Source organism: Streptomyces sp. NPDC102451 (genome assembly GCF_044765485.1).
Classification (GTDB): domain Bacteria; phylum Actinomycetota; class Actinomycetes; order Streptomycetales; family Streptomycetaceae; genus Streptomyces.
In genome coordinates this window covers 139,079-158,409 of the sequence record NZ_JBIWKD010000003.1, presented here as the reverse complement: position 1 = coordinate 158,409, position 19,331 = coordinate 139,079, and the positions used below count along the sequence as shown (strand labels likewise).

Here is a 19,331-nt window from a genome sequence, read left to right as displayed (position 1 = left end):
GGCGAGCGGAGTCAGCACCAGCGGGGTGGCGGGCAGCGCCCTGAGTATCGGCACGGCAGGGGGGTTCCTCCCTCCGGCCGCTTCACGGCCGACCCCGGACCCGGCACCATGACCGGTCCCGGGGTGAGGGACAATGAACGCTCTGCCAGGGCGGGTTGATCGCAGAGGGGACGCATGTCGGAGGCGGAGCAGGCGCGGGAGCCCCAACGGGACAAGAACGGACGTCTCCTCGCGGGGCGGTACCGGCTCGGGGAGGTGCTCGGCCGGGGCGGCATGGGCACGGTCTGGCGTGCTGCCGACGAGACGTTGGGGCGTACGGTCGCGGTCAAGGAGCTGCGTTTTCCGTCGTCCATCGACGAGGACGAGAAGCGGCGTCTCATCACGCGAACCCTGCGTGAGGCGAAGGCGATCGCGAGGATCCGCAACACCAGCGCGGTGACGGTCTACGACGTGGTCGACGAGGACGACCGGCCGTGGATCGTCATGGAGCTGATCGAGGGCAAGTCCCTCGCCGAGGTGATCCGTGAGGACGGGACGCTGACGCCGAGGCGCGCGGCGGAGGTCGGCCTCGCCATCCTCGACGTGCTGCGCTCGGCGCACCGCGAGGGCATCCTGCACCGTGACGTGAAGCCGTCCAACGTGCTGATCTCGGAGGACGGCCGGGTCGTCCTCACCGACTTCGGGATCGCCCAGGTCGAGGGTGACCCCTCCGTCACCTCGACGGGCATGCTCGTCGGCGCACCCTCCTACATCTCGCCCGAGCGGGCCCGCGGCCACAAGCCGGGGCCGCCCGCCGACCTGTGGTCGCTGGGCGGGCTGCTGTACGCGAGCGTCGAGGGCCGCCCGCCGTACGACAAGGGCTCCGCGATCGCCACGCTGACGGCCGTGATGACCGAGCCGGTCGAACCGCCGGCCCACGCGGGCATGCTGGAGGAGGTCATCTACGGCCTGCTGGTCCGGGACCCCGACGAGCGGCTCGACGACGCCGGGGCACGTGTCCTGCTCAATGCGGTGATCAACGCTCCGGACGAGCCCGTGGTACCGCCGGCCGACTCCACCCAGGTCATGGCGCTGCCCACGATCGGTGACGGCAGGAGCAACAAGAACAACAAGAGCAACAAGGGCGACTCCAGGGGCGGTGGCAAGAAGGCCGCGGCTGCTGCTGCGGCCGCTGCCGCCGTGTCCGCCCCGGCGGCCGGCGAGGGCGCCGGTTCCGGGGTCTCCGCGGGCTCCGGGAGACCGGAGACCGGCAGCCCGGCCCCCGCGGGCCAGGGCTCCGGCTCCGCTTCCTCCTCCGCGACCACCCCGGTCAGCGCGTCCGGGATCGCCGAAGGCACGCGGGACCGGCTGCGCGGCGCCCTGCGCTCCGTCCGTAACGCGAAGTCGCCGTCGGCCGCCGCCCCGGCCGCCATGGCATCGGCCTCCGGGCCCGCCGCGGGGCCGGGGCGCCCCGCCGTGCCCCGTGCGTCGATCACCGATGTCGTGCCGCGCCGCACGCTGGCGGTCATCGCCGGTGTCGTCGTGCTCGCCGTCCTCGGCACGGTCCTGGCGCTCACCCTCGGCGACGACGACACCGGCAACGAGAGCGGCGGGTCCAAGGGCGACACCACCGCTTCGGCCGGTACGACGGCCGACGGCGACGCCGAGCCCGCCACCGGCGGAGGCGCGGGCAAGGACGACGACAGCGCGAAGGACGGCGGTAAGGACGGCCAGGGAGAGGGCGAGGGAGAGGCGACCGGCGAGGCGTCGCCCTCGGCGGAGACCGAACCGACCCCGGACCCGGACGCGCTTCCCGCCGGATTCACGACGGTCACCAACAAGCAGTTCCACTTCTCCATGGCGATGCCCGGGAACTTCAAGTTCGACAAGATAGCGGGACAGAACTCCGGCGCCATCTACAACGCCGACGGAGGCTTCCCCCGCGTCCAGATCGACTACAACGCCTCCCCGAAGGACGACGCGGCAGCCGCCTGGGCCGGGGCCGTCGCGGCCACCAGGAGCCTCAGCGACGGCTACAAGCACATCGGGATAAAGAAGGTCGAGTTCAACGGCTACCCGACCGTCGCCGACTGGGAGTTCACCCGCAACCAGCAGGGCATCCGGGTGCGGGTCCTCAACCGCGGCTTCAAGGTCGACGCCACCCACGGCTACTCGATCATGATCAGCTGCAAGGCGGACGCGTGGGACGACGAGGAGTGCCGGACGCTGCGTGAAACGGCGTTCGCCACGTTCAAGCCCACCGACTGACCTGTGCCGACGGCCGGCGGCCCGCCTCTCCGGGCGGCCGACCGGGCGGCCGGGTTGCCGTGACACGGCCGCGCGGCCGGGACTTGCCACGTATTGTGAGAGGCCGAGGACCGTACGCAGCCGGAATGGTGGGTCAATTGCACAGCAAGTGACCGCCATTGACGGATTCATGCGGTCTCGGTGACCGGGGGACAGCGCGCTCTGGGGAGGCGTCGTGGACGACTATGCGGGTCGGGTGCTTGCCGACCGCTACCGCCTTCCGCTGCCCCCGTCCGACGCCTTCGAGCTGGTCGAGACGCGGGCCTTCGACACGTACAGCGGACAGGAAGTCCTGGTGCGGCAGGTGCCGTTGCCGGAGGTCGTGGACGCGGAGGTGCTCGACGCCGACGGCCTGCCCTCGGCCAGGCGCGCCACCGGGCGTACGGTGCGGCGGCCCACGGACCCCGCGGTCCGGCGGGCGATCGAGGCCGCGCAGGCGGCGGCCCAGGTCCCCGACCATCCGCGCCTCGACCAGGTCTTCGACGTGTTCGCCGAGGCGGGATCGCTCTGGATAGTGAGTGAGCTGGTCGCCGCCCGGCCGCTCGCCGCGCTCCTCGCGGAGCGGCCCCTCAACCCCTACCGGGCCGCCGAGATCGGCTCCGACGTGCTCACGGCCCTGCGGGTGCTGCACGCGCACGGCTGGACGCACCGCAACATCACGGTCCGCACGGTGCTGGTCTGCGACGACGGCCGCGTCGTGCTGACGGGGCTCGCCGCGGGCGCCGCCGAGGAGGCGCTCTGCGGATACGTCCCGGCGCCGCACCCGGACCCGGACGAGGAGAACGCCTACGGGCCCCCGGCGGTCGAATCGGGCCCCACCGGCCCGTACGAACCCCCGGCCGCCGAACCGGACCCGTACGAAACCGAAGCCGTGGAGCCCGGGCGGTACAAGACCCCGGCCGTGGAGCCCGGGCCGTACGAGACCCCGGCCGTCGGGTCCGGTCCGTACGCGCCCCCGGCGTCGTTCCGGCCGGACGCCGCCGCCCTGCCCGGCCCCGAGGGGCTGTCCGCGCCGGAGGCCCTGCCCGCTCCCAGGGCGTCCACCGACGGCGTCCCGGCCCCCGGCCCCCGTGCCGAGATCGAGGTGGCGCCGTCCCCCTCCCTGCCCGTGGCCGAGCCCGGCGCGGGGAGCGCGGCCCAGCTGCGCGCCGCCCGTGCCGGGGCCATCGCCGCCTACCGCGCGGGGGCCCGCGCCGCGGCCCGCGCGGGCGAGGAGCGCAAGCGCGCGGAGCACGACCGCGACGACGCCCCCGAGGCGGAGCGGCGCGAGGACCCGGCCGCGCCTCCGGCCGCCTCTCCCGCCCCCGGACGGCCCGAGCTGCCCGGCGGCTGGGGCAGGGCGGCCGACGACACGTATCCGCCGTACACCTACACGTACGACGACGATGACGACGACGGCGAGGACGACGACGAGGGACCCGGTCCCACGCCCCCCGGCCGGCGTGTCCACCTCGCCGGCACCTGGGACGACGGCCCGGGCGCCGGCCGCCCCGTACCCGCGGGCGGTTCGGGCGGGGCGGGCGGCTCCGGCGAGGACGCGCTGCGCGCCGACTCCCGGCGCCTCGGCAGCGGCCCCGTGGAGCGGCGGGACCGGCTGCCGCAGCCGGTGGCAGCCCGTACGCCCGCCGGAGGGTGGGACGAGGTCGTCGCCGGGCGGGGTGAGACCCCCGCCTACCGCGGCCCGGCCACCCCCCTCGCCGCCGAACGCGCCCGGCAGGCCCGTATCGCCGTGGTCGGCGCCGTCACCGAGCGGTGGGCGCCCGAGCAGGCGGGCCCGGTCCACGACAACTGGCAGCTCGCCCCGCCCATCGGCCCGTCCACGGACCTGTGGGCGCTCGGTGCGCTGCTCTACCGCGCCGTGCAGGGCCACGCGCCGTACCCGGAGGAGAACGCCGCCGAGCTCGTCCAGATGGTCTGCGGCGAGCCGCCGGCCTTCGCGGAGGAGTGCGGCCCGCTGCGGCCCGTCGTCGAGTCGCTGCTGCGTCAGGACCCCACGGAGCGGCCGGACTTCGAGGAGCTGCGCGGCTGGCTGCGCTCCCTCGTGCGCTCGGCGCCTGAGCCCGAGGCCGGCTCCGACATCGTCACGCTGCCGCCCGCCGACGCCGCCCGCCTTCCGGTCGTACGCCGACGGGGCGAGCTGGTGCGCCGCCGCCGGGGCCGTGGCGGTGCCGCGCACGGCCGGCACCGCCAGGGAAAGCCGCAGCGCCGCGAGCAGCAGCAGACGTACGAGCGTGAGCAGACGTACGAGCGTGAGCAGGCGTACGAGAAGCCGCCGCGCACGCCCCGCGAGCCCAAGGGGCCCAAGGTCCTGCGCCAGCCGAAGCCCGGTGGCCGCGCGCCGCGCCGGCTGGGACGGCTGCTGCTGGTCCTGATCCTGCTGCTGATGGCCGCCGCCGTCGCCTACGCCATGCTGTTCATGCCCGAGTCGGGGACGGGGACGGGTGCGGCGCCCTCCAGCTCCGCACCGGCCGACCCGGGCCCCGGCAACAGCCCGTCCGGCGGGCCGTCGGCATCGGCTTCGTCGGGTTCCTCGGGATCCTCCGGCTCCTCAGGATCGGAGAAGCCGCAGACCAGCCGTTCCGCCGTCGCCCTCGCGTCGGGATACAAGCTGCGCAAGGACGCCGAGGGCTTCGAGATCGGCGTACCGGAGAACTGGCAGCGCAGTCCGGCCGGCTCCGACCGTCAGGTCCGTTACGGCAGCGACGGGTTCACCGTGCTCGTGGTGCCCGGACGGGACACCGTCAAGGCCAACGGGAGCGACCCGCTGGACTACCAGCGGACGGCGGAACCCGAGCTGAAGCCGTTCCGGGAGTCCAGCTGGGCCACCTCGACGGGCCTGCGCCGGGTCGACGTCGGCCGACAGGCCATGGCTGAGGGGCAGTTCACCTGGCAGGAGAGCAACGGCCGCCAGGTGTACGTCCGTAACCTGGTCATGATCGTGGACGGCAGGTACCACATCGTGCAGGTCATCGGCCCGGAGAACGAGCGGGACAAGATCTCCGAGATCTACGCGCAGGCCATCTCCTCGTACCGCGTGGGTTCCTGACAGCGCAACAGCGAAACGCGACAAGCATCACAGTGCGGTCTCGTGAGCGATGCGAGGTTACGTGGCACCGCCTCCCCTCCGTACCCTGGCGTACCGAGGAACGGGGCGAGGACACACGTGGAACACGCGCAGGGCACGAACGCGGGGATCGTACTGGCCGGGCGGTACCGACTGGGTGACGTCCTGGGCAGAGGCGGTATGGGCAAGGTGTGGCGCGCCCAGGACGAGGTGCTCCACCGGACCGTCGCTGTCAAGGAGTTGACCGCCGGGCTGTACGTCGCCGAGGCGGACCGCGCCGTCCTGCACGCCCGCACGCAGAAGGAGGCGCGCGCGGCGGCCCGGATCACGCACCCGGGTGTCGTCACCGTCCACGACGTCATCGAGTACGACAACCGCCCCTGGATCGTCATGCAATACGTCGACGGGCCCTCGCTCGCCGACGCGACGAAGGAGTCGGGGGAGGTCGAGCCGCGCGAGGCGGCCAGGATCGGCCTCCATGTGCTGGGCGCCCTGCGGGCCGCCCACGCCGCGGGTGTCCTGCACCGGGACGTGAAGCCGGCCAACGTCCTGCTCGCCCGGGACGGCCAGGTCCTGCTCACCGACTTCGGGATCGCCGCGATCGAGGGCGACTCCACCATCACCAGGACGGGTGAACTGGTGGGCTCCATCGACTATCTGGCACCCGAGCGGGTACGCGGCGGCGACCCGGGCCCCGCCTCCGACCTCTGGTCGCTGGGCGCCACGCTCTACACGGCCGTCGAGGGGAGCTCGCCCTTCCGCCGCACGTCCCCCATCTCCACCATGCAGGCCGTCGTCACGGAGGAGCCGCCCCCGCCGCTGCACGGCGGCGCGCTGGCACCCGTGATCATCGCCCTGCTGCGCAAGGACCCCGCGGACCGGCCGACGGCCGAGGAGACGGAGCGCATGCTGCTGGACGCGATGGAGGGGCGCAGGCCCCGTGCCGCGCAGGCGCACGTCCCGACGCAGCGGGTCTCCGAGGACGACCTGCGCGCCTTCTCCGCTCCGGACGGTTCCACCGCCCAGCTCGCCCAGCCCCTGCCGCCGCCCGCCGAGCCGCCGTACACCTCGGGGCAGGCCACCCGGAGCGGTGGCCGGGGGCGGTGGCGCACCGTCCTGCTCGTCGTGGCGGTGGCCGCGCTGATCGGCGGGGCGGCGGGCCTGGTCGCGATGAAGACGGCGGACAACGGCCGGGGCACCACCGGAGGCGGGGTGGAACAGGCCGCCGACCCGGCGCCCGCCCCCTCCGGCTCCGCCGCCGATGCCGACGACGACGCCGACAAGGCCGAGGACAAGGCCGAGGACAAGGCCAAGGACAAGGCCGAGGCCGAGGCGGCCGACCAGGCCTCGAAGGACGTCCCCGACGGCTGGAAGCGGGTCGACGACCCCGAGGGCTTCAGCATCGTCGTGCCGGACGGCTGGGAGCGGCAGTTGAACGAGGGCCAGATCGACTACACCCCGGACAACGGCGCGCACCGCATCCGGATCAGCCTCGATCCGCAGCCCGACTTCACCAACTCGTACGCGCACATGCAGAGCATCGAGAAGGACCTGGCCAAGCGGCTGCCGGGGTACGAACGGCTGGCGCTGGAGGAGAAGATCTTCCGCGACCGCCCCGGCTCCGTCTGGGAGTTCACCTGGGTCGAGTCCAAGAGCTTCCCCGGCCCGCGCCACGGCATCGACCAGATGTACTTCGCCGAGGCGGGCGGGCCGGAGTACGCGTTCTACATGACGGGGCCCGAGGAGGACTGGGCCGAGACCCGGGAGCTCTTCGACACGATGCTGCGCGGCTGGGAGCCGCCCGAGCAGACGGACTGAGGCGCCTCACCCGCCCCGGGTGCCCCGTGCGGGTCACCCCGGGGCAGCCGAACGGCTGAAGATTCACCATTCCTGACGCCCAGCCGCGTGAAGGACGACGGATCGCCCCTGATCAGCGGTTATTCCGCCAGTGATCACTGGCTGTATAGCCCGGAGTGGTCCGGCTCTCTGGTGGGCTCTGTGAAAACCTGTTACCCACGGGTACCCAAAGTGGGCGGGTGGACATACTCTCGCCCTCATGACGGACTCGCAGGCCTCCACGACCACCTCCGCCGCCTCCGGCGCCCGCGTCGGCACCAATCCGGTGGCCGCCGCCCCGGCCGGCGCGCGCACCGCCGCCGACGTGGTCACACCCGAGGTGATCGCCCAGCTGACCCGTGACGTCATCGGCTCCGGCCGCACGGCCAACCACAGCCCCTTCACCGGGGAGAAGCTGGCCGACCTGCCCGAGTCCACCCCCGAGGACGTCGCCACCGCCTTCGACCGCGCCCGCGCCGCCCAGCCCGCCTGGGCCGCGACGCCGGTCCGGGCCAGGGCCGCCGTGCTGCTCCGCTTCCACGACCTGGTCCTGCAGCGCCAGTCCGAGGTACTCGACCTCATCCAGCTGGAGACGGGCAAGGCCCGGCTGCACGCCCACGAGGAGGTGCAGGCCGTCACCGTCGCCGCCCGGCACTACGGGCGCAAGGCCGCCTCGTACCTCAAGCCCAGGCGGCACACCGGCGTCGTCCCGACCCTCACCAAGGTCACCGAGCTGCGCCAGCCGCGCGGCGTCATCGGTCAGATCGCCCCCTGGAACTACCCGCTCGAACTCTCCGTCGGCGACGCCCTGCCCGCCTTCGTCTCCGGCAACGCCGTCGTGATGAAGCCCGACACGGAGACCGCGCTGACCGCCCTGTGGGCCCGTGACCTCCTGATCGAGGCCGGACTGCCCGCCGAGGTGTTCCAGGTCGTCCTGGGCGAGGGTCCCGTCGTCGGCCCCGAGGTCGTCAGCCGCGCCGACTACGTCTCCTTCACCGGCTCCACCCGCACCGGCCGCGAGGTCGCCCAGGGCGCCGCCGCCCGGCTCGTCGGCGTGTCCCTCGAACTCGGCGGGAAGAACGCCATGCTGGTCCTGGAGGACGCCGACGTGGAGAAGGCCGCCGCGGGCGCCGTCCGCGCCTGCTTCTCCTCCGCGGGGCAGCTCTGCATCTCCATCGAGCGGCTGTACGTCCATGAGTCGGTCGCCGACGACTTCGTGGAGCGCTTCGCCGCCCGCACGAAGGCCATGCGGCTCGGCAACTCCCTCGCGTACGGCGCCGACATGGGCTCCCTCGTCGGTGAGCGGCAGCTGGAGACCGTCAGCCGACACGTCGCCGAAGCCGTCGAGAAGGGCGCCACGCTCGTCGCGGGAGGCGTCGCCCGGCCCGACATCGGCCCGCTGTTCTACGAGCCGACGATCCTCGACGGCGTCGAGGCGCCCATGGCCGTCTGCGGCGAGGAGACCTTCGGCCCCGTCGTCTCCATCTACCGCTTCGGCGACGACGACGAGGCCGTGGCCCTCGCCAACGCCACCCCGTACGGTCTCAACTCCAGTGTCTGGACGAAGAACGCCGGGCGCGGCCACCGCGTCGCCGCGCGGCTGCGGACCGGCACGGTCAACATCAACGAGGGGTACGCACCCGCGTACGGCAGCGTCCAGTCACCCATGGGCGGCATGAAGGACTCCGGTCTCGGCCGGCGGCACGGCTCCGAGGGCATCCTGAAGTACACCGAGGCCCAGACGGTCGCCCAGCAGCGGCTCATCCCCCTGGCTCCGTCCTTCGGCATGGACGACGAGAAGTACGCCGCCTTCATGAGCCGCAGCCTCAAGGCGATGAAGGCCTTCCGGCTGCGCTGACCCCCTCAGCACCCCTTACCTGCCCTTTTCGTACCGAGGAGAGCCATGTCCCAGGACAGCCCTGCCCAGAATCAGGCCGCCCTGTCCGCTCAGGCGGACGACGACACGTACGACGACGCGTACGACTACGACGTCCTCGTCGTCGGTTCGGGCTTCGGCGGCGCGGTCTCGGCCCTGCGGCTGAGTGAGAAGGGGTACCGGGTCGGCGTCCTGGAGGCGGGCCGGCGCTTCACGCGCGCCACGCTCCCGAAGAACTCCTGGGACATCAAGAACTACCTGTGGGCCCCCGCGCTCGGCCTGTTCGGCATTCAGCGCGTGCATCTGCTGGGCAAGGTGATGGTGCTGGCCGGCGCGGGTGTCGGCGGCGGCTCCCTCAACTACGCCAACACCCTGTACGTGCCGCCCGCGCCGTTCTTCGAGGACCGGCAGTGGGCGGGCATCACCGACTGGAAGGCCGAGCTGGCGCCGTACTACGACCAGGCGAAGCGGATGCTCGGGGTGCGGCTCAACCCGAGCATGACCCCCGCGGACGTCCACCTGAAGGCCGTGGCCGAGACGATGGGCGTCGGCGACAGCTTCCACCTCGCCCCGGTCGGGGTCTTCTTCGGCGACGGCCAGGACGCCGACGGCACGGCGCACGCGAAGCCCGGCGGGGAGACGCCCGACCCCTACTTCGGCGGCGCGGGCCCCGCTCGCAAGGCCTGCTCCCAGTGTGGCGAGTGCATGACGGGCTGCCGTCACGGCGCCAAGAACACGCTCAACGAGAACTACCTGTACCTCGCGGAGAAGGCCGGTGCCGTCATCCACCCGATGACGTCCGTCGTCGGCGTCACGGACGGCCCGGACGGTGGCTACCGCGTGTCGACCGTGCCCACGAACCGGCGCCGCAAGGCGGCACCGTCCGTGCTGCGGGCCCGGAAGGTGGTCATCGCGGCGGGCACGTACGGCACCCAGACCCTGCTGCACACGATGAAGGACGAGGGGCTGCTGCCCCGGCTGTCGTCCCGGCTCGGCGAACTGACCCGCACCAACTCCGAGGGCCTCGTGGGGGCGCAGACCAGCGACCGCCGCTACCGCAAGAAGCACGGCACCGCCAAGGCCGACTTCACCCGGGGCGTCGCCATCACCTCGTCGATCCACCCGGACGAGAACACCCACATCGAGCCGGTGCGCTACGGCAAGGGCTCCAACGCGATGGGCGCGCTCACCATCCTCCAGGTGCCCTACAGCACCCACCGGGTGCTGAGCTGGTTCGGCCAGGTGGCCAGGCACCCGCTGCTCCTGGTGCGCTCGCTGTCCAACCGGCGCTGGTCGGAGCGGACCATCATCGGTCTCGTCATGCAGTCGCTGGACAACTCGCTGACCGCGTACCGCAAGCCAGGCGGCGTCGGCAAGGGCCTGCTCACCGCCCGGCAGGGCCACGGCACGCCCAACCCGACCCAGATCGCCGAGGCCACCCAGGGCGCGACCCTGCTCGCCCAGGAGATCAACGGCTTCGCCGGATCGAACATCGGGGAGCTGATGGGCACCCCGCTCACCGCGCACTTCCTGGGCGGCTGCCCGATCGGAGCGAGCCCGGAGGAAGGCGTCATCGACCCCTACCACCGGCTGTACGGGCACCCCGGCATCTCCGTGGTCGACGGCTCCGCGGTCTCCGCCAACCTGGGGGTCAACCCGTCGCTGACCATCACGGCGCAGGCGGAGCGCGCGATGTCCTTCTGGCCCAACAAGGGCGAGGCGGACCCGCGCCCGGCGCAGGAATCGGCGTACGAGCGGCTCGCCGCGGTCGAACCGAAGGCGCCCGCCGTGCCGAAGGAGGCGTTCGGCGCGCTGAAGCTGCCGTTCCTGGGGATGCCCGCGGTGCCGCCGAAGAAGGCCGCCAGGAAGATGTGAACGCGGGAACCCGGGAACGCGGGAACGCCAAGGGGCTGCACCCCCCTCCGAGTGCAGCCCCTCCACGTACCTGCAGGTGATGCGCCTTACGCGGCGGCGTCACCGTTCTTGCGGCGGCGCACGATGAACATCGCGCCGGCACCCAGCGCCACGGCCGCGCCGCCCGCGAGGGCGATCACCGGAGTGGTGGAGGAAGAACCGGTCTCGGCGAGGCTGCCGGTGACCTTGGTGGTGCCGCCGGCCGGCTTCGTGGCGGGGGCGGGGATCTTGCCGCCCTCCTGGGGCTTCTTGCCGTCGTCACCACCGGCGTCGACGATCTGGAACTTGTAGGCGACGTCCGTGAAGCACGGCTCGGCCTCGAAGTCCTCGCCGAAGACGAGCCCGCCACCGAGGCTGAAGCCGGCACCCACCGGGGCGCTCGCCTTCACCTTGATGCGCAGGTCGAGGTCGACCTCGTAGCCGGGCTTGATCTCGTCGGTCTCACCGACGTAGCCGGACGAGACGCCGAAGTCGTTCAGGTCGGCCCAGGTGCCGTCGGCCTCGTCGAAGGCCTGGAGCTGGACCTGGTCGGAGGTGAAGAGCTGCTCGCCGGCCTTGTCGGCGGCGGCGCCCGCGAAGAACGCCACGTTCTTCACGGTCTTCTTCGAGTCGTTGTAGACGTTGAAGGTGAACCGGTCCCAGCCGCTGCCCCGGACGATCTTGCCGGAGAGACCCTTGATGGAGAGTTCGAGCGGACGCGGCGTGCACTCGTCGAGCGGCTCGTCCCCCTCCTCCTCGTCCTCGGTCTCCGAAGCGGTGGGCGTCGGCGTCGCGGACGGCGACTGCGACTCGGTGGCGGTCGCGGTCGGGGAGGCCGTGCCGGGCTCGGTCTCCTCGGACGACTCGGTGGCCGACGGCGTCTCGGACGGCGTGGCGGACTCGGTGTCCTCCGGGGACGCCGTTTCGGTGGGCGTCTCGCTCACCGTCTCGGTCGGCGTGGCCGAGGGGCTCTCGGTCGTCGTGGTCCCGGGGTCCGCGAACGCGGCCGGCGCCGAGAGCAGGACGACCGGGCCTATGACAGCGGTGGCGGCAGCGAGTGCCAGGGTGCGGCGAAGCTTCATCTTGGGCCTCAGCGGGTCCGTGGTACCGCGCGTGTAGCGGTACGTCTGAAAGGGATGAACGGGCCTGCCGTTGTGGGGCACGGAACGAGCCGGTGTGTTCGCCATGCATGACCTGTGAAGTGGGTTAACGGTTGTCCCTGGTTTCACAGAATCTTTATGTGGCGCTCGACACACCCCGGCACCGTGCTCAATCCGTGATCTTGGCCGGAGCAACTCTTCGTACCGCTGCGTGGTCGAACCCGTACCGCGTCACGGAAGTCACAGCAGTCACACAGCTACGCCGATCCCCGAGGTTCGCGATGACCCGCCTTTCCCCGAGAACAGTGCTGCTCCCCCCGGGAACGGCGTTGCGCCGTGCGGCAGGCGGTCTCGCCGCCGCCGGGCTGCTCGCCGCCGGTTCGCTCGCCGTCGGCGCCCCGGCGCAGGCGGACACCCCCGTCCTCACCCTCGGCGGCCCCGCCGAGACCGCCGTGCACCCGTATCCGGAGAACGGGAGCCCGCGGAAGTCCTCGTTCGGGCTCCCTTCACCCCCTTCACGGCGAAGGTGACCGTCGGCGGCCCCGACCTGGTCATGAAGCGGCTCCCCTTCGAGCAGCAGCTCGAGCCGGGCGACGTACAGCCCGCGCCGATCACCTTCACCAACAAGGGCACCACGGCCGCGAACGGTGTCCTGCTGACCCTGATGTACTCGCGCGGACTGGACATCCCCGAGCGCTACGCCAACTGCGAGTACAACGGCGAGGCCGGGGAAGAGCCGTTCGACGGCTTCGTCTGGGCCACCGCCCTGTGCTCGGTCCCGGGCTCCTACGAACCGGGTGCCACCTACACGCTGGGTGAGCCCCTGTCCGTCAAGGCCACCGGGCGCGCGTTCCACGACACCTTCGTCTACCGCATCCACGAGGACGGCGCGGCGCAGCGCTCCGCACAGCGTGCGGGCGCGCCCTTCACCCGGGGCACGGGCCCCGCACTGTCCCTGAGGAAGGTCACGTCCTCCGCCCGCGGCGCGGACCTGGACCCGCGGGACAACCAGCAGGAGGCCGACTTCCGTACGGAGAACACCGCGAACTTCGTGGCGGTCGGCGGCACGGCACACGGCGCCGTGGGGGAGACCGTCACGGCGGACATCGGCTTCCGGAACGACGGGCCCGCCTGGATCGGAAACCTCCGGTCCGGTGAGCCCGTCGCCACCTTCGACTTCACGGTCCCCGAGGGCGCCGTGGTCACCGGCAAGCCGGCCTCCTGCCGGGGCGTGACGGCGGCCGGCACCTACCGCGAGGACCAGAACGGCGCGCCCCGCTACGTCTGCGACACGTCGATGACCGTGCGCGACGGGGCGGAGACCGCGCTGCCGTTCGACCTGAGGATCACCGAGCAGGTCCCGAACGCCGAGGGCACCGTCCGGATCCGCAACACCCGGCTGAGCGACCCCGCGCTGCCCTTCGACCCGAAGCCGGCCGACAACACCGCGCGGCTGGTGCTCAACGGCTCCGGCTCCGCCGACACGGGCGGCGCGACCGACGGCACGACCGGAACGGGCGGCTCCACCGAGGGCTCAACCAGCGGTGACACGGGTGCGGCCACCGGGGGCCAGGAGGCCGGGCAGACGTCCGGCACCTCGGGTACGTCTTCCGGCGCCGGTTCGAGCGGGAGTACGGACGGCACGTCCGGCTCCGCCTCGACGGACACCGGGGGCTTCCTCGCCTCCACGGGCTCGGTCGCGCTCATGGCCACCGCCGCCGCGGTGACAGCCCTGGCCGCCGGTGGTGTGCTGTACGCGACGACGCGGCGCCGCGCCGAGCGGGTCTGAGGCCGCCGCGCTCAAGAGGGTCCATTCGGCGGCCGGTCCCGGGCGTCCCCGGAACCGGCCGCACATGGGTGACCGGGCTGCTGTCCCCTGCCGCCCGGTCACACGCGCCGGGTCGTGGTCCCACGGCGTACCAGAGGTACGCCACACGTCCCGGCGGAGCCACGCGTGGATTCCTACCGCTGCCGCCCCTGGCTGGCACGGACACCCGGACCAACGAAGCCGCCGGGGGCACGGTCACGCGCCGTACGGGTGAGACCGTGCCCGAACGCGGGTACGGCCGTACAGCCTTCCCGTACGTCACACCCGGCCGCTCGCCGTACGTCACACCCGGCCGCTTGCCGGACGTCACACCCGGCCGCGGCACAGCTCCAGCAGCGTCATGGCGAGCGCCGTGCCCGGCTTGCCGAGGGCATCGCTGTAGTGGCTGAGGACGTCCATCTCGCGGGAGAGGTTCACCCGGCGGCCGCCGGACGTGATCCTCGCCTCCTGGATCACCGCCGAGACGGCCATCCGTTCCTGGACGAGGCCGATGATCCGGTCGTCCAGCGCGTCGATGCGCGTCCGGGCGCCCCCGATCAGGGACGCGGCCTCGTCGGTGTGCGCGCCGGTCCGCTCGGCGGCCGTCTTCGTGGGGGCGGAAGCGGGTGCGGTGCTGGTCATCTGTGACTCCTGGTGGGCTGTGGCCCCCGGAGCGACGGGTCCGGAACGCCAGAACGCCCCGGGCCTGTCGGCCCGGGGCGCCTGGAACGTTGCTTGTCAGTTGCTCAAGCAGCACGACCATGGCAGCCGGCGGGCCGGGTGCCATAGGTAAAGACGAAGATCGTGTGCTGACGCATGGGAGCAAGTATGGACCCGTCCGGGGGCGGGGTCCACGCCGGGCCCGGATCGTGAGACGGGAGCCCGGCGGGGCGATGTCCCACGGCCGGTAGAATTGGGAGGACCGACCCCCTCTCCACCGCCGGAAGGCCGCCCCGTGCCAGCAGCACCCCCCGCCGCCCCCGACACCACGACCGACGTCGTCCTGGTTGTCGACTTCGGCGCCCAGTACGCCCAGCTCATCGCCCGACGCGTCCGTGAGGCCCGGGTCTACAGCGAGATCGTCCCGTCCACGATGCCGGTGGCCGAGATGCTGGCCAAGAACCCCCGGGCGATCATCCTCTCCGGCGGTCCCTCGTCGGTGTACGCGGAGGGCGCGCCCAGCCTGGACCGTTCGCTGTTCGAGGCCGGGGTCCCGGTCTTCGGCATGTGCTACGGCTTCCAGCTGATGGCCACCACCCTCGGCGGCACGGTCGACGACAACGGCGCACGTGAGTACGGGCGCACCCCCCTCGCCGTCTCCAAGGCCGGCTCCACCCTCTTCGAGGGCACGCCCACCGAGCAGCCGGTCTGGATGTCGCACGGCGACGCCTGCTCCGCCGCCCCCGAGGGCTTCACCGTGACCGCGTCCACGGACGTCGTCCCCGTCGCCGCCTTCGAGAACGACGAGAAGAAGCTCTACGGCGTCCAGTACCACCCGGAGGTCATGCACTCGACCTACGGCCAGCAGGTCCTGGAGCACTTCCTCTACCGCGGCGCGGGCATCGAGCCGACCTGGACGACCACCAACGTCGTCGAGGAGCAGATCGCCCTGATCCGCGAGCAGGTCGGCGACAAGCGCGCCATCTGCGGCCTCTCCGGCGGCGTGGACTCCGCGGTCGCCGCGGCCCTCGTGCAGAAGGCCATCGGCTCCCAGCTCACCTGCGTGTACGTCGACCACGGTCTGATGCGCAAGGGCGAGACCGAGCAGGTCGAGAAGGACTTCGTCGCCGCGACCGGCGCGAAGCTGAAGGTCGTCGACGCGGAGAAGCGCTTCCTCGACGCCCTGGCCGGTGTGTCCGACCCGGAGCAGAAGCGGAAGATCATCGGACGCGAGTTCATCCGCGTCTTCGAGCAGGCCCAGCTGGAGATCCTCCAGGAGGACGGCCCCGAGGTCGCCTTCCTCGTCCAGGGCACCCTCTACCCGGATGTCGTCGAGTCCGGCGGCGGCACCGGCACCGCCAACATCAAGTCCCACCACAACGTGGGCGGGCTCCCCGACGACATCGAGTTCCAGCTCGTCGAGCCGCTGCGCCAGCTGTTCAAGGACGAGGTCCGGATGGTCGGCCAGGAGCTCGGCCTGCCGGAGGAGATCGTCCAGCGCCAGCCGTTCCCCGGCCCCGGCCTCGGCATCCGTATCGTCGGCGACGTCACCAAGGAGCGGCTCGACCTGCTGCGCGAGGCCGACGCCATCGCCCGCGAGGAGCTGACCGCGGCCGGCCTGGACCGCGACATCTGGCAGTGCCCCGTGGTCCTGCTCGCGGACGTCCGCAGCGTCGGCGTCCAGGGCGACGGCCGGACGTACGGCCACCCGATCGTGCTGCGCCCGGTCTCCTCCGAGGACGCCATGACGGCCGACTGGTCGCGCCTGCCGTACGAGACGCTGGCGAAGATCTCCACCCGCATCACCAACGAGGTGGCCGACGTCAACCGCGTGGTGCTCGACGTGACGAGCAAGCCGCCGGGGACCATCGAGTGGGAGTAGCCCTCCCCGCAGGGTCAGTGCCGATGCCGTCGCTCATTCGTTTGGGCGGCGGCATCGGCGTATCCGGGTGGGCGGGACGCAGCTCCACGGCGAGCGCGCTAATCCGGTGGCAGGACTCCGCCGCCCGTGGAATGGTGCGGCCCCATGTCCGCCGAAGAAGTCCGCGCCCTCATGTCCGCCCCCGGCAACGAGCACCTCACTTGGAACACCCCGCTCTCCGAGGAACACGCCGCCCAGCTGATCGCCGCCTGCGCCCCCGCACCCGGCGCCCGGATCGCCGACTTCGGCAGCGGCTGGGGTGAGCTGCTGATGCGTCTGGTCGAAGCGGCACCCGGTTCCAGCGGGGACGGCATCGAGACCGACCCGGAAGCCGTGGCACGGGGGCGGCGCCTGGCGGACGAGCGGGGGCTCATCGACCGGGTGCGCTTCCACGAGGTGCCGGCCGCGGAGTACCAGGGCGAGGGCTACGACCTGGCCGTCTCCATCGGCTCCTCGCACGCCTGGCCGGGCGGTACCCCGGAGGCGCTCAAGGCCCTGCGGGCAGCCGTACGCCCCGGTGGCCGGGTGCTGTTCGGCGACGGGTTCTGGGAGCGCGAGCCCTCGCCCGCCGCGCTGGAGGGCCTCGGCGCGGAGCCGGACGACTTCGGCCCGCTCCTGGGCCTGGTCCGGCAGGCGGAGGCGGCCGGGCTCAGGCCGCTCCAGGTGACCGTCGCCGACCAGCGCGAGTGGGACCTCTTCGAGTCCGCCGCCAATATCGGGCGCGGCGAGCGCTGGGCGCTGGCCAACGCCGGGCACCCGTTGCACGCCGAAGTGACCGAGGCCGTCGACGCCCGCCGTACCGGCTACTACGGGGGATACCGCGGGACTCTGGGCCTCGCCTACCTCGTACTCGGCACCTGAAAATCGCACATTTCCACGACACGCGCCCACGGCCCGCCCCGATGCGGGACGAGCCCGCTCCGTACGGCACAATTCGCAGAAATCACAGGTGAGTTGGTTCTACCGGGGCAGGAAAGGGCGGCGTTCTCCGTGGCGTTGGACGAGGCGAGGGCGAAGAGTACGCACGGCGGTGGCTGTACGTGCGGCGACTGCCCGCACGGAGCACGCGAAGGTCACCGGCGGGCCGTGGCGGCCTTCCTCGCCAAGCGGGACGAACTCGCCGCCGGCCAGGGCCTGCCCGGCGGTGTCGCCCAGTCCGTGTCCGCGTCCCGGCAGTGGGTGTCGGACGAGCTGACCGAGTCCGCCCGCACCGTCGCCGACCGCAGCCGTGAGGCCGGTGACGCGTGGCTCCACACACTCTGGCAGCGCACCCTGGCCGTGGTCTGGGGCGGCGTCGCCCTGCTGGTCATCGGCGAGGCGGCCACCGCCATCGGGGCCGGCTGGTCGACCGCCCGCACCGCCGGCCTGCTCGCCGCACTCGTCACCGCGGGCCTGCTGACGGCGGCCGCCCGCGTCCACCGGGCCCGCGGCGGCCTCCTCGCCCCGCTGATCGGCGAGGACAACCGGCTGTCCACGTCCCGTACGGTCGCCGCCTCCTGGGTGCTGCTCGCCGTCTTCGCCGTCCTCGTCCTCGCGCTGCAACTGGCCGGGGCCTCCGCCCACGCCGACCGCGACACCCTGATCGAGGGCCTGGACCTGGTCCGCTCGGCCGGCGTACTGACCGTGCTCGCGCTGGTCTGCGCCGTCGCCGTCGTCGTACGCCGGGTGGTGACCGTACGCGTCCTGGGGCAGCGGCTGCAGAAGCTGCGCGCCGACCGGCCCAGGGCCGCCGATCTGCTGACGGACGACTCCGGGCGCGGCAGCTTCACCGATGTGCAGTACGTGCTGGTCAGCACCGTCGCCGTGCTCTTCGCCGCGGTCCGCCTGGCCCGCCGACCCGAGCAGCTGCCGGACCTGCCGTGGGGCCTGGCGGTCCTGGTGGCCGTCTCGGCGGCGACGTACTTCGCGGGGAAGTACGCGGAGGGCGGCCGCCCGGTCATCCTGTCGGTCGTCCGGGCCAGGGAGGCCGGGGACCTGGACGCCCCCATCCGTACCGGTGACGACATCGAGATCCGCGGCGCCGGATTCGTGCCCCCGGGCGCCGGAAGCCCCGACCGACTGGCACGGGTGGTCGTCAGGATCGGCCGGGTGCACGTCCACGTACCCCTGATCCCGGTCACCGGAGGCTTCGCCAACCCGGCGGACACGGTGCTCACGGTGCCCGTGCCCGTCGAGGTCGAACCCGGCGCGGTGGAGGTACAGGTCGTCACGGCCGCGGGGGTGGAGACCAATTCCTGCCTCATCGACGTTACGGACTGAACCGCACACCTGGTGAGCGGCGCCCCACCGGCGTACGTATGGTCTGTTGAAGGGCCAACGGAAGGCGGGGCAGTGATGCACGGGTACAGGGGCGGTTCCTACGGGCTGGACGAGCCGAGAAGTCTCCGGGACCGGGCACGGGAGTACGCGCTCCTCCCCCTGCGGATCTTCCTCGGCGTCACCTTCGTCTACGCGGGGCTCGACAAGCTGACCGACAGCGCGTTCCTGTCCGCGAGCGGAACCGGCTCGATCGGCGAGATGATGAACGCCGTACGCGACAGCGCGGCGATCCCGGGCCTGGTCGACCTGGCCCTGAAGAGCCCCGAAGGCTTCGGCTACGCCATCGCGATCGGCGAACTCCTGGTCGGCCTGGGCACCCTGGCCGGCCTCTGGGCCCGGCTCGCGGCGCTCGGCGGGGCCCTGATCTCGCTGAGCCTGTGGCTGACGGTGAGCTGGCAGAGCACGCCGTACTACTACGGCAACGACCTGGTCTACCTCATGGCCTGGCTGCCGCTGCTGCTGGCGGGGGCGCCTTACTGGTCCCTGGACGCCCTGAGGGGGCGGCGGCACCGCAGGGGGCTCTGACGGCCGGCGGCCCACGTCGGGCATATCGCATAAGGGTCGGCACT

11 protein-coding genes and 1 pseudogene are annotated in these 19,331 nt (G+C 72.5%); 10 read left to right on the top strand and 2 right to left on the bottom strand.

Annotation, left to right across the window (positions count from 1 at the left end; all coding sequences use genetic code 11):
- The first annotated feature begins 174 nt into the window (after nt 1-174).
- The 5 genes from ACIRD8_RS07635 to ACIRD8_RS07615 all read left to right on the top strand — a co-directional run bounded on the left by ACIRD8_RS07635 (nt 175) and on the right by ACIRD8_RS07615 (nt 10,937).
- A complete protein-coding gene (locus tag ACIRD8_RS07635) occupies nt 175-2,247 on the top strand; it encodes a serine/threonine-protein kinase (RefSeq protein WP_403987668.1) in 2,073 nt (690 codons plus the stop codon).
- A 214-nt stretch (nt 2,248-2,461) separates the two neighbouring features.
- Nucleotides 2,462-5,332: a protein kinase gene (locus tag ACIRD8_RS07630; protein WP_403987665.1), complete on the top strand. Its 2,871-nt coding sequence runs from the start codon at nt 2,462-2,464 to the stop codon at nt 5,330-5,332.
- Nucleotides 5,333-5,449: 117 nt separating this feature from the next.
- On the top strand, nt 5,450-7,168 hold the full coding sequence (locus tag ACIRD8_RS07625) for a protein kinase (RefSeq protein ID WP_403987662.1): 1,719 nt from the start codon (nt 5,450-5,452) through the stop codon (nt 7,166-7,168).
- Between the two features lie 238 nt (nt 7,169-7,406).
- Nucleotides 7,407-9,044 carry a succinic semialdehyde dehydrogenase gene (locus tag ACIRD8_RS07620; protein ID WP_403987659.1) on the top strand — a complete coding sequence of 546 codons (1,638 nt, stop codon included), beginning with the start codon at nt 7,407-7,409 and terminating at the stop codon, nt 9,042-9,044.
- A 45-nt stretch (nt 9,045-9,089) separates the two neighbouring features.
- Nucleotides 9,090-10,937 carry a GMC oxidoreductase gene (locus ACIRD8_RS07615; RefSeq protein WP_403987656.1) on the top strand — a complete coding sequence of 616 codons (1,848 nt, stop codon included), beginning with the start codon at nt 9,090-9,092 and terminating at the stop codon, nt 10,935-10,937.
- An 86-nt stretch (nt 10,938-11,023) separates the two neighbouring features.
- On the opposite strand, the gene ACIRD8_RS07610 is transcribed toward ACIRD8_RS07615, so the two are convergent.
- Nucleotides 11,024-12,037 (bottom strand): LAETG motif-containing sortase-dependent surface protein, encoded by a 1,014-nt coding sequence (locus ACIRD8_RS07610; protein WP_403987653.1) that lies wholly within the window; start codon nt 12,035-12,037, stop codon nt 11,024-11,026.
- Between the two features lie 299 nt (nt 12,038-12,336).
- Between ACIRD8_RS07610 and ACIRD8_RS07605 the strand changes: the two are divergent.
- Nucleotides 12,337-13,844: pseudogene (locus ACIRD8_RS07605) on the top strand (peptidase).
- Between the two features lie 345 nt (nt 13,845-14,189).
- On the opposite strand, the gene ACIRD8_RS07600 reads toward ACIRD8_RS07605, so the two are convergent.
- Nucleotides 14,190-14,504 (bottom strand): chorismate mutase, encoded by a 315-nt coding sequence (locus ACIRD8_RS07600; protein ID WP_403987650.1) that lies wholly within the window; start codon nt 14,502-14,504, stop codon nt 14,190-14,192.
- Between the two features lie 313 nt (nt 14,505-14,817).
- On the opposite strand from ACIRD8_RS07600, the gene guaA reads away from it, so the two are divergent.
- The 4 genes from guaA to ACIRD8_RS07580 all read left to right on the top strand — a co-directional run bounded on the left by guaA (nt 14,818) and on the right by ACIRD8_RS07580 (nt 19,287).
- Nucleotides 14,818-16,404, top strand: a complete 1,587-nt coding sequence (gene guaA, locus ACIRD8_RS07595) for a glutamine-hydrolyzing GMP synthase (RefSeq protein WP_399996586.1) — start codon at nt 14,818-14,820, stop codon at nt 16,402-16,404.
- A 144-nt stretch (nt 16,405-16,548) separates the two neighbouring features.
- Entirely contained in the window at nt 16,549-17,304 is a 756-nt protein-coding gene (locus ACIRD8_RS07590) for an SAM-dependent methyltransferase (RefSeq protein WP_403987647.1), read from the top strand.
- Between the two features lie 129 nt (nt 17,305-17,433).
- Nucleotides 17,434-18,702: a hypothetical protein gene (locus tag ACIRD8_RS07585; protein WP_403987644.1), complete on the top strand. Its 1,269-nt coding sequence runs from the start codon at nt 17,434-17,436 to the stop codon at nt 18,700-18,702.
- Nucleotides 18,703-18,777: 75 nt separating this feature from the next.
- Nucleotides 18,778-19,287 (top strand): DoxX family protein, encoded by a 510-nt coding sequence (locus ACIRD8_RS07580; RefSeq protein WP_403987641.1) that lies wholly within the window; start codon nt 18,778-18,780, stop codon nt 19,285-19,287.
- Nucleotides 19,288-19,331: the final 44 nt, after the last annotated feature.